This is a genomic window from Amycolatopsis plumensis (assembly GCF_042652605.1).
GTDB lineage: Bacteria > Actinomycetota > Actinomycetes > Mycobacteriales > Pseudonocardiaceae > Amycolatopsis > Amycolatopsis plumensis.
Window position 1 is genome coordinate 1,842,518 of the sequence record NZ_JBHSJY010000001.1, and the last position, 12,888, is coordinate 1,855,405.

The window sequence follows — 12,888 nt, forward strand, 5'->3', positions numbered from 1 at the left end:
ACTGGACCCCTCAGAATTGGTAGTACAGGAACGGTGACGGGCCACCGGCGAACACCAGCGCCGCCGCCAAGGCACCTCCGGTGATCAGCGCCCAGCGCAGGTTCGGCCGCCAGGTCAAGGCGATGCGGGAGGGCTTGTCGGGTGCCGCGGCCATGGTGGGGAGCCCGACGTCGTACCGGCCGAGGATCTGCTGGGTGTTGCGTGGGAAGAACAGCGCGATCGCCAGCAGGGCGATGACCCACAGCAGCGCCGGGGTGACGGTGATGGTCTGGAACAGGCGGCTGGTGCCGTAGAACTGCCCGGTCGGGGCGCCGGCCGGGCCGAGCCCGAACATCGCACGCAGGATGGTGAACGCGGTGCCGGTGTCCGGCGCCCGGAAGAAGGTCAGCGACGACACGAACGTGATCATCATGAGCAGCCAGCCCAGCACACCGGGCATGCGCTGCCCGGCTTCCCGCCAGAGCAGGTTGATCGCCATCGCCCCGCCTTGGATGGCGCCCCAGATCACGAATCCCCAGCCGGCGCCGTGCCACAGCCCGACCAGCAGGAAGGTGACGATCACGGGGAGGCAGAGCACCAGCAGGACGCGGATCGCGGTGGAGTGGCCCTTGCGCATGCTGCGCCGCATCAGGTTGGCGGCCAGCGGGGTGTAGATGAAGTCGGTGAACCAGCGGGTCATGGTCATGTGCCAGCGTCGCCAGAAGTCGATGATGCTGGTGGCTTTCAGCGGCGAGTTGAAGTTCAGCGGCAGCCGGATCCCGAGCATGTGACCGATCCCGAGCGCCATGTCGGTGTAGCCGGAGAAGTCGAAGTACAGCTGCAGGGTGTAGGCCAGCATCCCGACCCAGGCGTTGCCGACTCCGATGGTGTCGTGGCCGGAGCTGTAGGCGAACAGCGTCGTGGCGTAGGGGGCGACGCTGTCGGCGAGCACGGCCTTCTTGAACAGGCCCATCGCGAACATGGTCGCCCCGACCGCGAGCCGGGTGCTGCCGGTGCGCTGCCGCACCGGTTCGTCCAGCTGCTCCATGATTTCACCCGGTCGCACGATCGGACCCGCGGTCACGTACGGGAAGAAGGTGCCGAAGAGCGCGTACCGCAGGAAGTTCGGCCGCTTGGTCTGCCCGACGTAGGCGTCGATCAGGAAGCCGAGCTGGATGAACGTGTAGAACGACAAGCCGATCGGATAGGCCGTTGTCAGGGCCGATAGGTGGGTGCCGAACAGTGCGTTGATGTTGTCGGCCAGGAATCCGGTGTACTTGTAGGCGCCCAGCAGCAGGAGGTTGCCGACCACGCCGACCGTGAGCGCGGTGCGGCGCGCGCGGCTGCCGGGTGGGCGGGTGGTCATCCACCACGCCACCAGGAAGTTGAGGACGACCGAACCCACAAGCACGATCAGGTATCCCGGTCCCTGCAGGCCGTAGAACACCAGCGAGGCGAGCACGAGCCAGACCAGAGCCGGGCGCTGGTCAGGCAGGACGCGGGTGAGCAGGTAGTAGCCGCCGATCACGATGGGCAGGAAGGCGAGCAGGAACACGTAGGAGTTGAAGGTCAGGATCACGACTTCACCCCGGTCACCAGGTCGGGCAGGTCGGCGAACACGTCCTGCAGGCATTTCCAGGTCGGGTGGATGTGGTCGACGAAGTTGTCCAGCGTGCAGTTCGGGAAGCCCGCCGGGTCGTAGTGGTTGTAGGCGATCGCACCGTGCCGGGCCTGCAACTCGGTGGCCACATCCTCCAGGCCGTGCAGAGTCTTGGCGAACGGATAGCTCTGGATTCGCTGCCAGTAGTCGGGCCGGTACGGCGACTGCGCCACGATCACCTTCACGCCTTTACCGTGCAGCCAGTCGATCAGCTTGCCCATCAGCTCGACCTCGCCCCGGTCGATTCCGGGCTGGGTCGGGCCCACGGTCAAGATCTCCTTGTCGACAGCCTTGTCCACGAACTTGCGGGTGAACTTGGCCTTGCTGTCCTGGGACCAGTGCAGGGAACCGTCGGCGGCGATGACGTCCAGGTGCTGGGTCTCCGATTCCGAGGTCAGCGTCGGGGCGGCCTTGGCCGCGCCGAGCTGCTGCCAGCGGGTGAACACGTCGGGGAAGTAGTACTGCCCGGACCACTGCTGTACCGGTGCCCGGTCCAAGTAGGACGCCGGGCTGACGCCCAGCCGCCCGGCCATCTCGGAGTAGTCGGACTCCCAGCCCTTCCAGTCGTAAGTGGTGCGCTGCGAGATTCCCTGCACCGAGACGAACCTCAGGCTGAACAGCATCGTCTTCGGCAGCTTGCCGGCCTTGTCCAGGATGTTCGTGAGCGCCAGCATGTCTTCGACCTGGTCGTTGCTGACGTAGGCGTTGTAGACCCGGTGGCCGCCGGGGATGATCTCCGAACGCGCCTCCTGCCACCGGCTGCCCCCGAAGATCACCACATCCGGTGCGGCCGGCATCCGCTGGATCTGCTCCTTGCGCAGCTTGCGCAGGTCGACGTTGGCGTCGTAGTTGGCGAGGTTCTTCCCGTCGGCCAAACCCTGTGCCACCTGGGCGATGGCGTCGTCGTCGTACACGTACGGGTTCGTCCGGGCATTGACGATGCCGACCGCCGCGAACGCCGCCGCGGCCAGCACCGCCACGACCACCAGGTAGACGGCATGGGTCCGGGTGACCGGGGGCGGGTGTTCCTCCCGGCCGGGCGGCGGCTCGGTCGTCGTGACCGTTGTGGACATGTAGTTCTTCCCCCTCGTCAGGCCATGGCCCGGGACAGCTGCCAGGCGGCGTCGAGGAAGCGGTCGACGTCGCGGCGGCGGTGGAACAGATGGGTGGAGACCCGCATCGCGTAGTGCGGGGCCGGCGCGCCGATCACCGGAACAATCGTGTTGCGGATGGTGATGTGGTGCTCGTCGTGCAGCCGCGCCACGAACGCGTCCGCCTTGACCTTGTCCAGCACGTCCGCGGGGCGGACGAACGGGTTGAACGCGGTCATGGCGCACAGCAGCCGGGGGTCGGACTTCGCGCTGTACAGCGCACCGATTCCCCAGCGTTCCGCGATGCCGGCCTTGAGCCGGTTGGCCAGGCCGACGGAGTAGTCCTGGATCTTCTGCCGGCCCAGCCGGTCCCAGAGGGCGCAGGCGGCGGCGAAACCGGTCAGCTGAGCGAGGCTCGGGTTGCCCACGTCCTGCAACAGCGCGGCGATGTCGTAGGACGCCGTGCTCGTGCCGGTCCGGGGTGGCAGGCCGGCATCGGGATAGTCCTGGGTGGAGCCGATCGACGGCCAGAACTCGGGCAGCGGATTGGGGTTGAACGCGGGGAGCACCTTGTTCCGCAGGTACAGCACGCCGGTGCGAGCTGGGCCGCACTGCCACTTGCCGCCCGAGCCTGCCAGGAAGTCGACACCGAGTTCCCGGTATCGGTAGGCGAACATGCCGGGCACGTGGGCACCGTCGCAGACGCTGATCAGCCCATGCCGTTGCGCGAGTTCGGCGAGCATGCGGATGGGCAGCATCGTCCCGGTGCGGAACACCGGCGCGGAGAACAGCAGGACTTTCGTACGCGGCGTGATGGCCGCCTCGAACAGCGCGACGTAGTCCTCGGCGCGCTGGTTGTCGCCGACCGGCAGCGCGACCCGCTTGGTGACGACGCCGCGGCGGTTGTGCAGGATCGCCAGGGGCGTGTTGACCGCGGGATGCTCGTGGTTGGTCGTCAGCACCTCGTCACCCGCGTTGAGCGCGAGGCCGTTCAGTACCGTGCCTACGCCTTCGGTGGTGTTGCCGGAGATCCACAGCTCGTCAGGATCGGCGCCGAACCCGGGCGCGATCTGACCGCGGAGGTCCGGGAAGGTGCCGTGGTAGTTGCTCAGCGCCTGCCGCGCCACCAGCTCCAGCTCGTCGGTCTCCGCTTTCAGCACCTCGCGTGGCGGAGACCCGACCGTGCCGACATTCATGAACAACGGGTCACGATCCAAGACGAACAAATGACGAAATGACTCACCGTCATCCTTCGACTCCGGTGCAGCCTGCGCAATTCCTGGCAGGCCGAGTCCCATTAAAGCGCCGGCAGCTCCGGCGCCGACCAGCAGTCGGCGACGATCCAAGCTCATCGGTTTCCTCCACGCATGACGATCAACGTTTGATGAGCACGGCATGCCTGATAACCCTTGCCTCGCAAGTCTTCGAGCAAGGATCGCAACCGTGGTTACCCCAGTCCTCCCGGCCGGAACGATAGCCCGGCGTAATGCCTGCTCACAAGGCTTCGGTCACCGGGTCTTTCCCACGGCGTGGATGAGGTTCGCGTGTCCCGATAACGCCGTGCCGCCCAATGGACCACGCCCGTGTCGGCCAAATGGTGTGGTTATGTTTTGCACATCACTCGTTACATCGATCAATAATGTGATCGTTGATTTTGAGCATTTCCGCTGGCCATCATCAGTGCGACTGCAGTCCCCGCAGCCATTCGGACCAGGGATCGCCATTCCCTCATCGGCTCAGGACGCCCCGGGCAGCCGGACGAGGCGGTGGGCGTGGTCGAACAGGGCGTGTTCGGCCAGACGGGCGCCGGCCAGGGCGGCGAGGGCGGTAGCGGCGAGAAGCATGTACATCACGACGATCTGGTAGCGGATCGCGGTGAGCGGGTCGACGCCGGCCAGGATCAGCCCGGTCATGGCGCCGGGCAAGCTGATGAGCCCGACAACCTTCGTCGAGTCGATCGCGGGCAGCAGTGCGGTGCGCAGCGCGGAACGCTGGTGCGGCAGGAACGCCTCGCGGGCGGACAACCCGAGGCAAAGCCGGGCCTCGATGGCCGGACGCGCCTGCTGAACGTCCTCCCGCAGCCGCCGAAGGGTGACCCCGGCGGCTTGCATCGAGCCGGAGACGATCATGCCGCCGATCGGGACCACGACGCGGGCTTCGGTGGAGATCACGCCGAGGACCAGCAGCGCGCCGAGGGTGATGACGCTGCCGACGGCGACTCCGGCAGTGGCTGCCGTACGGGCGCGGGGCCAGGCCCGCCCCGCGGTGGCCGGCAACCTGCCCCGCAATGAGGATCATGATGCTGACCCAGGCGAACGCGCCGGGCAGGCCGGCGTGGGCGAAGATCACCAGCAGCAGCGCGCCGACCGCCACCAACTGAACCCCGGCGCGCACGGACGCGATGATCAGCTCGCGGGTCAGGTGCAGCCGCTGCCGGTAGGCGACCGCCGCGGCGAGGGCGACGAGGACCAAGGAGGCGGCGACGCCACTCCAGCCCAGTCCGGCCAGTCCGGTCATCGCCCGGCCTCCAGGTATTCGAGCTCGTCGGGGCGTCCGTGGGCAACCAGGCGGCCGTGGTCCAGGACGAGCACGGAATCGGCGATGCTGCGCACCACGGCAAGGTCGTGACTGACGAGTACCACCGTCCTGCCCGCGGCGAGATGCGCGCGGGCCGCGTCGACGATCACGCCGCTGCTCACCCCGTCGAGCGCGGAGGTCGGCTCGTCGAGCAGCAACACGCCGGGCTCGACAGCCAACGCCCGCGCCAGGCAAACCCGCTGCGCCTCGCCGCCGGAGAGCTCGCTCGTGCGGCGCTGCGCGAACTCGGCAGGCAAACCGACCTGTTCCAGCAACTCCCGGACGGCGTCGTCACCGAGCTCGGGACGGCCGACGCGCAGCTCCTCGGCCACGAGCTCGGTGAGGAGAACAGGCTGTTGGACGATCAGGCCGACCCGGCGCCGCAGCGCAAGCACGTCGAGCTCGGTGAGCGGGACGTCGTCGAGCAGGATCCGGCCACTGCTGACGTCGTCCAGGCGGTTGAGCAGACGCAGGAGGGTGGACTTGCCGGCCCCGCTGGGACCGACCACCGCCGTGCACCGGCCCGCGGGCAGGCGAGCGCTGATCGTGTCAAGCAGCCGAGCCTCGCCGCGGGTCACGCTGACCTGGTCGAGGAGAAAGCCGCCACTGCCGGTCATCCGGACGCCGGGAGCGGTGCGGGCGCGGCCGGGAGGGCGAGGGTGATGGTGGTGCCGCCGGCCGGGTGGTTGGTGGCGGCGACCCGGCCGCCGTTGCGGCGGGCCAGGGCGGCGACGATGGCCAGGCCCAGACCGGTGCCACCGCTGGTGCGGGCGTCGTCGGCGCGGGTGAACCGGTCGAAGGCGTGCGGCAGGAAGCCTGGGTCGAAGCCCGGACCGTGGTCGCGGACCTCGACGGTCAATGCGCCGGTGGAGGTGGGCCGGACCGTGATCGTGATCGGCGGGCGGCCGTGCTGGACGGCGTTGTCGATCAGGTTGGCGACCGCGCGCACGAGATCGTCGGCGTCTGCGCGAACAGCCAGTTCCGGCGCGCACTCCAGGATCACCTCGTGCTCACCGAGGGCGGTGCGGTAGCGGGTAAGCAGCGCTTCCAGCGCCGGGCGCACCTCGGCGACCTCGGAGTGCCGGGCGTCGGCGTGGTCGGCGCGAGCCAGCAGCAGAAGGTCCTGGGCCAGACGGGACAGACGCCCGGTTTCTTCCAGTGCCGAACCGAGCGCTGCGGTCAGCTCTCGTTCGGTGCGCGGCCGCCGCAACGCGAGTTCCAGTTCGGTGGTCAGCAGGCTCAGCGGGGTCCGCAGCTCGTGGCTGGCGTCGGCGACGAACTGCCGCTCGCGCTGCAGGGCCGCGTGCAGCCGGTCGAGCAGATCGTTGAAGGTGGATCCCAGGCGCGAGATCTCGTCCCGGGTGGCGGGGACGGGCAACCGCCGGTCCGCCGCTTCGGCGGTGATCGTGGCGGCGCGCGCCCGCATCCGCTCCACCGGGCGCAACGCGGCGGCGGCCAGCAAGTAGGCCCCGAGCGCGGCGGCCAGCAGCACCAGCGGGAACCCGATCAGCAGTTCCTGGCGCAGATCCGCGACTGCGGCGTCCCGGTCGGAGAGGGTCACCGCGACCACCGCGATCCGGCCGCCGTCTCCGGCGGGGGCGGCGCCGATGCGCACCGGCCCGTCCAGCGTCCCGGCCGCGGCGTGATCCACCAGCAACCGACCTCCCCGGGCCGAAGCCAGCTCGGCTGAGGTCAGCAGCGACCGATCCGGGACTTCCGGGGAGGCGGCGACGAGGTGGCCGGCCGGGTCGAGCACCTGCTCGCCGGTGTCCCGGCTGACCCCGGACAGCACCGGCGTCGCCGTCGCGGCGATCGGTTGCAGGTCGCGCAGCCGGTAGGTCAGCGCCTCGGTGATCGAGGCGTCCAATGAAGACCGGGTGTGGGCCACGGTCGCGAACCCGACGCCGAGCAGCACCAGCGCCATCAGCACGGTGAACGCCGCGGTGAGCCGGATCCGGGCCGGCCAGCGCCACGGGTTCACGGCCGCGTACCGGCTCGGCCGCCGTCGGCGCGCAGCCGGTAACCGGCCCCGCGCACGGTCTCCAGCGACACCACCCCGAACGCCCGTCGATCTTCTCCCGCAGCGCGCGGATGTGGACCTCCACCACGTTGGAATGGGACTCATAGGCGAAGTCCCAGCAGTGCTCAAGCAGCAGTTCGCGAGTCAGCACCGCACCCGGCCGGCGCAGGAACATCTCCAGCAGCGCGTACTCCTTGGCCGTCAGCACGATCTCGGTCTCGCCGCGCCAGCACCGGCGGCTCGCCGGATCGGCCCGCAGATCCCCGGCGGTCGGCACCGTGGGACGCGCGAGGGGGCCGCGGCGGGTCAGGGCGCGCAGCCGGGCGAACAGCTCGTCGAGGTGGAACGGCTTGGCCAGGTAGTCGTCCGCGCCGCTGTCCAAGCCCCGGATCCGGTCACCGACGGCGGCGCGGGCGGTGAGCATCAGCACCGGCACCCACACCGCCTCGGCCCGCAATCGACGGCAGACCACGAAGCCCGTCAGCCGGGGCAGCATCACGTCCAGCACCACCGCGTCGTAGTCCCGGCTCACCGCGGCGCCGAACCCTTCGGCGCCGTCGGTCGCGACGTCGACGGCGTAGCCCTCCTCGGCCAGGCCACGGCGCAGCAGGCCGGCCATCTTCGGCTCGTCCTCGACGACCAGCACTCGCATCCGTCCTTCACCTCCGATCCGGCACCCGTCACGGGCACGGTCGCACGACTGGCGGGTGAACACCGCGGCGTCTTCATCGCGGCTTCATCTCCACCCACTACCCATAACCGTGCAACCACGGTTACACGCTAGTTGAGCAGGAGAGAGTCGTGAACCACAAGACGAAGATCGGGATCGGGGTCGCCGCGGGCGTCCTCGTGCTGTCCGGCGGGGCGATCGGCATCGCCTCCGCCGTCGGAGGCGACGGCGACGAGGTCACCGGCACGCCCGCCGACCAGGCCCGCGCCGCCGCAGTGCAGGCCGTACCCGGCGGGAAGGCCGGCGCGGTCGAGGCCGAAACCGACGAGGGCGCCGCGGCTTACGGCGTCACCGTCACCAAATCCGACGGCAGCGCGGTCGAGGTCCACCTCGACCAGGCCTTCCACGTCCTGGGCACGCAGGCCCCCGGCCAGGACCGCGACACCGACGGCGATGACGGCTGACCCCGCCCGGCAGCCCACCGCACACCCGAGGAGAGCAAGGACATGCGATTCACCCCCGCACGCGCGGCCGTGCCGCTGACCACGCTGCTGCTGGTCGTGCTCGCCGCCTGCGGCAGTCCCACGGCCGCCACCACGGCAGCCGCCCCCGGCGGCGACGCCGACAGTGCTGCCGGCCACGGGCACCACCAGCCGATCCCCACCACCGAGGCGGACTGGAAACCCGTCACCGACGCCCTGGCCCGGACCGGGAAGTTCGGCGACGGCAACACCGTCTACCGGATTCCGCTGCCCCGCGGCGATCTGCACATCACCTCCAACGGCGTCGCGATCAAACCCGGCTTGTCCCTCGGTGGCTACGCGGCTTTCGCCAAGTACCACGACGGCGTCATGCTCATGGGTGATCTGGTCGTCACCGAGGCCGAGCTGCCCAAGGTCACCGATGCCCTGCAGGCGCACGGGATCGAGCAGACCGCACTGCACAAGCACCTGCTCCAGCAGGACCCGCCGGTCTGGTGGACCCACATCCACGCCATGAGCGGCAACCCCGCCGCGCTCGCACAAGGCATCAAAGCCGCGTTGGACGCGACCTCGATCCCGCCGGCCGCCACACCGCCGGGGCAACAGCCACCGATCGACCTGGACACCGCCGGCATCGACAAGGCGTTGGGCCGCAAGGGAACCGCCGATGGCGGGATCTACAAGTTCACCATCGCCCGCGCCGAAACCATCACCGACGACGGGCACGTCCTGCCGCCCACGTTCGGTGTCACCACCGGCATCAACTTCCAGCCCGTCGGCGGCGGCCGGGCCGCGATCAACGGCGACTTCGTGATGACCGCCCCCGAGGTGCAGAAAGTCATCCAAGCCTTGCGCAAGGGCGGCATCGACCTGGTCGAGGTGCACAACCACAGCTTCACCGAGCAGCCCCGGCTGTTCTACATGCACTTCTGGGCCGTTGACGACGGCGTCACCCTCGCCAAGGCACTCCGCCCGGCGCTGGACGCCACCAACCTGCACCCCGCCGGCTGACCACGGTGGACGGTCGATCCCGTGCTACCCGACAGGCTCTTGCTCGAGAAGTGCGGGACGGCCGTCCGCGCCGGCCGGCACGGGGTAGAAGCTGTGGTGCGTGGCCGGGTCCACCGCGACCACGTGCGCGCCGTCGGCCAGGTGATCTGACCCGGCCACGCTCAACCGCCGGTCGCGCAGGTCCAGCACGGTCACCGGGCCGCTCTCCGCCGCGACGTACAGCCGATGCGCGGCCTGGTCGTAGGCCAGCACGTCCGGGTCGTCGCCGACCCGGTCGGTCCCGGTCACCTGCCCGAAGTTCAAGTCCACGGTCAGCAGGGTCGCGTTGCCGTCGCACGCCACGAACGCCAACCGGTCGGCCGGAGACAAAGCGAGACCGTGGTCATGGTCGCACCCCGGCAACGGCACCCGCCGCTCCACGGCGAGGCTCGCCGGGTCGATCACGGCGAGGTCGTTGCGCCCCTGGACATCCACCAGCATTCGGTCGCTCACCGGGTCGTAGGCGACGTTCCCGACCTCGCCACCGAGCGTCACGGTGCCGCGAACGGCCCCGGTGGCGGCGTCGATCACCGTCTCGGACCCGCCGGACTCGTTGGTCGTCCAGATCGCGCCGCGTCGCGGCTCGTAGGCCAGACCATCCGGGTACTCACCCGTCGGTGCCCGGCTGACCACCGCTCCGGTGTCCTCGTCCAGCGCGACCAGCTGGTTCGCCCCGGTCGCGGTCGCGAACACCCGGTGCAGCGCGGGAACCACCAGCACGCCATGAGCCTGAGCTACGTCCGTGATCGTGCGCACCACGCGGTGCGCACGCACGTCGACCTCGATGACCTCACCGGCGCCGAGGTGGGCAACGAAGAGCAGGCCGCGCTCGGGGTCGAGGCTCGCGTAGTCGAACCGCGAGGCATTCCCCGGCAGCGTCACCTCGCCGACCGACCGCAACGGCAGCCTACCCGTTGATGGCCGGCCGGTATCGCCGCGCGTGGTCACCAGCAGCGCCACAACCAGCGCCACCATGGCTGCACCCGCCGCCGCCAACAGCCAGCGCGACCGCGTGGACAGGCTCATCGACCCCGCCTTCCTGCCAGCTCGAAGCAACCGAGGTTACAGTGCGCAGGTGGCGTACGGATGTGCTGCTCGGAGGTGCTGCTCGTGAGGGGCAGACCGTCCGAGCCCGGTGAGTGGGTGCTGCTGTCCTACCGGATACCCCGGGAACCGTCGACTCCGCGGATCGCCGTCTGGCGCAAGCTCAAGCGTCTCGGCGTCGCCCAGCTCGGCGACGGCCTGGTCGCCCTCCCGGCCGACGCCCGCACCCGCGAGCACCTGGACTGGATCGCCGACGAGATCCTCGACGCCGGCGGCTCCGCCATGGTCTGGCTCGCCCACCCGGCCGCCGTCGGACCGGAACGCGAGGTCGTCCAGGCGATGGCCGAAGCCCGCACCGCGGAGTACACCGCGGTGCTCACCGAAGCCGAACAGGCCACGACAGCAGCCGAACCGGAACGGCTTCGGATCATGCGCAAGCTGCGCGCCGAACTCCGCCGCATCCACCGCCGCGACTACTTCCCACCGCCGCAACGCGCCGCGGCCGAGCGCGCCGTCGCCGCGCTGCACCCCGACCACGTCACCGAGGAGACCGCATGAAGTGGGCCACCCGCGCCGACATCCACATCGACCGCGCCGCCTGCGCCTGGCTGATCCGCCGCACCCTCGACGCGGACGCCGAATTCGTGTTCGTCACCGACCCCGCCGACGTGCCCGCCGATGCCACCCCGTTCGACATGCGCGGCGTCGAACTCGGCCACCACGGCGGCGACTGCAGCTTCGAAACCATCCTCCGCCGCCACGACCTCACCGACCCCATCCTGTGGCGCATCGCCGAAATCATCCACGAAGCCGACATCGACGACGAACGCTACGACGCCCCCGAAGCCCCCGGCCTCGACGTCATCCTCCGCGGCCTCTCCATGATCGGCGACGACGAACACACCCTCACCGTCACCAAGCCGATCTTCGATGGGCTCTACGAGTACTACCACCGCGCCGGACTCCTCGGCCGCGAACCCGCCTGACCGCGCTGCATCGCAGTGAACACGGTGGCGGCCACCAGCACGTACCCCGCCGTCGCGATCGCCACCACGGGGATCGGGCCGAGTCCCGCGCTCAACCTTCCCGCCACCGCGCTGCCGGCCGGGAACCCGAGCAACGAGATCGCCGCCCGGGCGCCCATGACGCTGCCGCGAACCGCGTCCGGCGTGAGGCGCTGCACCAGGGTGCGTTCGACCGCGAAGTACGGTGCCCAGCACGCACCCGCCACGGCGACCAGCACGACTGCCGGGACGAGTGCGCCGGCGATGGTCAGCAACGCGAACGGCACCGTGCCGGCCAGCACGACAGCCGGGATGCGCCATTTCGGCCGCAGCCGGGTCACGAGCGGCATGCCGAGGACCACGCCGGCCAGGCCGCCGGCGCCTGCTGCGCCCATCAACAGCCCGTAGCCGATCGGACCGGTGTGCAGGACCTCCCTGCTCAGCACCGGGTACAGGACCTCGGTCATCCCGCCGAGGAAGAGGAACCCGCACGTCGCCACCGAAGTCCAGAGCACGACCGGCAGCCGCAGGATGGCTCCGAACCCGGGACGCGTGCCGTCTGCGGGTGCCGGCTCGATGGTCGGCAACGTGAAACACAGCGCGCTCATCACGAAGAAGCTCGCCGCGTCGACGACGAGCGCGAGCGGAGCCGTGGCCACCGCGACGAGCCCGCCGGCCATCGGCGGGCCGAGCACTGCGGCTGCTTCCCAGTTGGTGGCGAGCGCTGTGTTCGCAGCGTCCAGTTCGGACTCCGAGACCAGGCGGGGTACGACAGCGCTCTCGGCGACCTCCGTCAGGGTCGAACTCACGGCAGCACAGGCCGAAAGGGCACAAAGGACCGCGACGCTGAGTCCGCCTAGCGACCACAGCACCGGAACGAGTCCGATGAGGACACCGCGGACTGCGTTGTCCCACCCGAGCAACAATCGCGGCGGCACTTGGTCGAGCAGGCGCCCGGCGACGGGCCCGGCCACGACCCGGGGCAGCCCCTGGCACAGCACGACCAGGCCCAGTTCCGCGGGACCCGCGATGTCCAGCACCAGCCAGGAGATCGCGACCACGGTGACGACGTCACCAGTGCGCGAGATCAGCATGCCGAGCCAGAACCGACGGAACGACGGATTCCCTTTCACCACAGCGAAAGCACGCACGCCGAACTCCCCCACAGTTGCCGGACGCCTTCCGGACAAAGCTTAGCAATCCGAACCCGGTTGATTAAAGCGCCGATTTTCGAGAATCGTCAGAGCGTTTTAATATGGCCGTCGCAGCCGCCTGGGAACTCGCGACCGCTCCGGGGCGTTCCCGGCATAA

General features: G+C 69.8%; 12 protein-coding genes and 3 pseudogenes. 4 read left to right on the forward strand and 11 right to left on the reverse strand.

Annotated features, from left to right (window positions below):
* Nucleotides 1-10: 10 nt before the first annotated feature.
* The 9 genes and pseudogenes from ACFPLC_RS08495 to ACFPLC_RS08535 all read right to left on the reverse strand — a co-directional run bounded on the left by ACFPLC_RS08495 (nucleotide 11) and on the right by ACFPLC_RS08535 (nucleotide 7,979).
* Complete coding sequence (locus tag ACFPLC_RS08495; RefSeq protein ID WP_378205467.1) at nucleotides 11-1,558, reverse strand: MBOAT family O-acyltransferase; 1,548 nt, start codon at nucleotides 1,556-1,558, stop codon at nucleotides 11-13.
* Nucleotides 1,555-2,712: a hypothetical protein gene (locus ACFPLC_RS08500; RefSeq protein ID WP_378205464.1), complete on the reverse strand. Its 1,158-nt coding sequence runs from the start codon at nucleotides 2,710-2,712 to the stop codon at nucleotides 1,555-1,557. The genes ACFPLC_RS08495 and ACFPLC_RS08500 overlap by 4 nt, the downstream gene beginning before the upstream one ends.
* Before the next feature lie 17 nt (nucleotides 2,713-2,729).
* Nucleotides 2,730-3,926 carry an aminotransferase class V-fold PLP-dependent enzyme gene (locus tag ACFPLC_RS08505; RefSeq protein WP_378236267.1) on the reverse strand — a complete coding sequence of 399 codons (1,197 nt, stop codon included), beginning with the start codon at nucleotides 3,924-3,926 and terminating at the stop codon, nucleotides 2,730-2,732.
* A gap of 81 nt (nucleotides 3,927-4,007) precedes the next feature.
* Nucleotides 4,008-4,127: pseudogene (locus ACFPLC_RS08510) on the reverse strand (twin-arginine translocation signal domain-containing protein); the annotation flags it as partial.
* A gap of 339 nt (nucleotides 4,128-4,466) precedes the next feature.
* Nucleotides 4,467-5,018, reverse strand: coding sequence for an ABC transporter permease (locus ACFPLC_RS08515; protein ID WP_378205459.1), 552 nt, complete (start codon nucleotides 5,016-5,018; stop codon nucleotides 4,467-4,469).
* Between the two features lie 34 nt (nucleotides 5,019-5,052).
* Nucleotides 5,053-5,247: pseudogene (locus tag ACFPLC_RS08520) on the reverse strand (ABC transporter permease); the annotation flags it as partial.
* Nucleotides 5,244-5,924, reverse strand: a complete 681-nt coding sequence (locus ACFPLC_RS08525; protein ID WP_378205457.1) for an ABC transporter ATP-binding protein — start codon at nucleotides 5,922-5,924, stop codon at nucleotides 5,244-5,246. The pseudogene ACFPLC_RS08520 and the gene ACFPLC_RS08525, both read right to left, overlap by 4 nt.
* Entirely contained in the window at nucleotides 5,921-7,288 is a 1,368-nt protein-coding gene (locus tag ACFPLC_RS08530; RefSeq protein WP_378205455.1) for a sensor histidine kinase, read from the reverse strand. The genes ACFPLC_RS08525 and ACFPLC_RS08530 overlap by 4 nt, the downstream gene beginning before the upstream one ends.
* Nucleotides 7,285-7,979 (reverse strand): annotated as a pseudogene (locus tag ACFPLC_RS08535) (response regulator transcription factor). Before ACFPLC_RS08535 ends, ACFPLC_RS08530 begins: the two are co-directional and overlap by 4 nt.
* 149 nt (nucleotides 7,980-8,128) lie before the next feature.
* Between ACFPLC_RS08535 and ACFPLC_RS08540 the strand changes: the two are divergent.
* Together ACFPLC_RS08540 and ACFPLC_RS08545 are read left to right on the forward strand one after the other, a co-directional pair.
* Nucleotides 8,129-8,461, forward strand: coding sequence for a PepSY domain-containing protein (locus ACFPLC_RS08540; protein ID WP_378205451.1), 333 nt, complete (start codon nucleotides 8,129-8,131; stop codon nucleotides 8,459-8,461).
* Nucleotides 8,462-8,503: 42 nt separating this feature from the next.
* Nucleotides 8,504-9,490, forward strand: a complete 987-nt coding sequence (locus tag ACFPLC_RS08545; protein ID WP_378205448.1) for a DUF1259 domain-containing protein — start codon at nucleotides 8,504-8,506, stop codon at nucleotides 9,488-9,490.
* Between the two features lie 24 nt (nucleotides 9,491-9,514).
* On the opposite strand, the gene ACFPLC_RS08550 is transcribed toward ACFPLC_RS08545, so the two are convergent.
* Nucleotides 9,515-10,555 carry a YncE family protein gene (locus ACFPLC_RS08550; RefSeq protein ID WP_378205446.1) on the reverse strand — a complete coding sequence of 347 codons (1,041 nt, stop codon included), beginning with the start codon at nucleotides 10,553-10,555 and terminating at the stop codon, nucleotides 9,515-9,517.
* Nucleotides 10,556-10,639: 84 nt separating this feature from the next.
* On the opposite strand from ACFPLC_RS08550, the gene ACFPLC_RS08555 reads away from it, so the two are divergent.
* Together ACFPLC_RS08555 and ACFPLC_RS08560 are read left to right on the forward strand one after the other, a co-directional pair.
* Nucleotides 10,640-11,131 carry a Chromate resistance protein ChrB gene (locus ACFPLC_RS08555; RefSeq protein ID WP_378205443.1) on the forward strand — a complete coding sequence of 164 codons (492 nt, stop codon included), beginning with the start codon at nucleotides 10,640-10,642 and terminating at the stop codon, nucleotides 11,129-11,131.
* The gene (locus ACFPLC_RS08560) at nucleotides 11,128-11,559 is read left to right on the forward strand and encodes a chromate resistance protein ChrB domain-containing protein (protein ID WP_378205440.1); all 432 of its coding nucleotides are present in this window, start codon (nucleotides 11,128-11,130) and stop codon (nucleotides 11,557-11,559) included. The genes ACFPLC_RS08555 and ACFPLC_RS08560 overlap by 4 nt, the downstream gene beginning before the upstream one ends.
* Here ACFPLC_RS08560 and ACFPLC_RS08565 read toward each other — a convergent pair.
* The gene (locus ACFPLC_RS08565; protein WP_378205438.1) at nucleotides 11,520-12,728 is read right to left on the reverse strand and encodes an MFS transporter; all 1,209 of its coding nucleotides are present in this window, start codon (nucleotides 12,726-12,728) and stop codon (nucleotides 11,520-11,522) included. The two genes, ACFPLC_RS08560 and ACFPLC_RS08565, sit on opposite strands and share 40 nt — an antisense overlap.
* Between the last annotated feature and the right edge of the window lie 160 nt (nucleotides 12,729-12,888).

Bases quoted from the DNA above. Each gene is read 5' to 3' on its own strand.
- ACFPLC_RS08505 (WP_378236267.1), bottom strand. From the start codon at position 3,926: ATGAATGTCGGCACGGTCGGGTCTCCGCCACGCGAGGTGCTGAAAGCG.
- ACFPLC_RS08550 (WP_378205446.1), bottom strand. From the start codon at position 10,555: ATGAGCCTGTCCACGCGGTCGCGCTGGCTGTTGGCGGCGGCGGGTGCA.
- ACFPLC_RS08545 (WP_378205448.1), top strand. From the start codon at position 8,504: ATGCGATTCACCCCCGCACGCGCGGCCGTGCCGCTGACCACGCTGCTG.
- ACFPLC_RS08525 (WP_378205457.1), bottom strand. From the start codon at position 5,924: ATGACCGGCAGTGGCGGCTTTCTCCTCGACCAGGTCAGCGTGACCCGC.
- ACFPLC_RS08560 (WP_378205440.1), top strand. From the start codon at position 11,128: ATGAAGTGGGCCACCCGCGCCGACATCCACATCGACCGCGCCGCCTGC.
- ACFPLC_RS08500 (WP_378205464.1), bottom strand. From the start codon at position 2,712: ATGTCCACAACGGTCACGACGACCGAGCCGCCGCCCGGCCGGGAGGAA.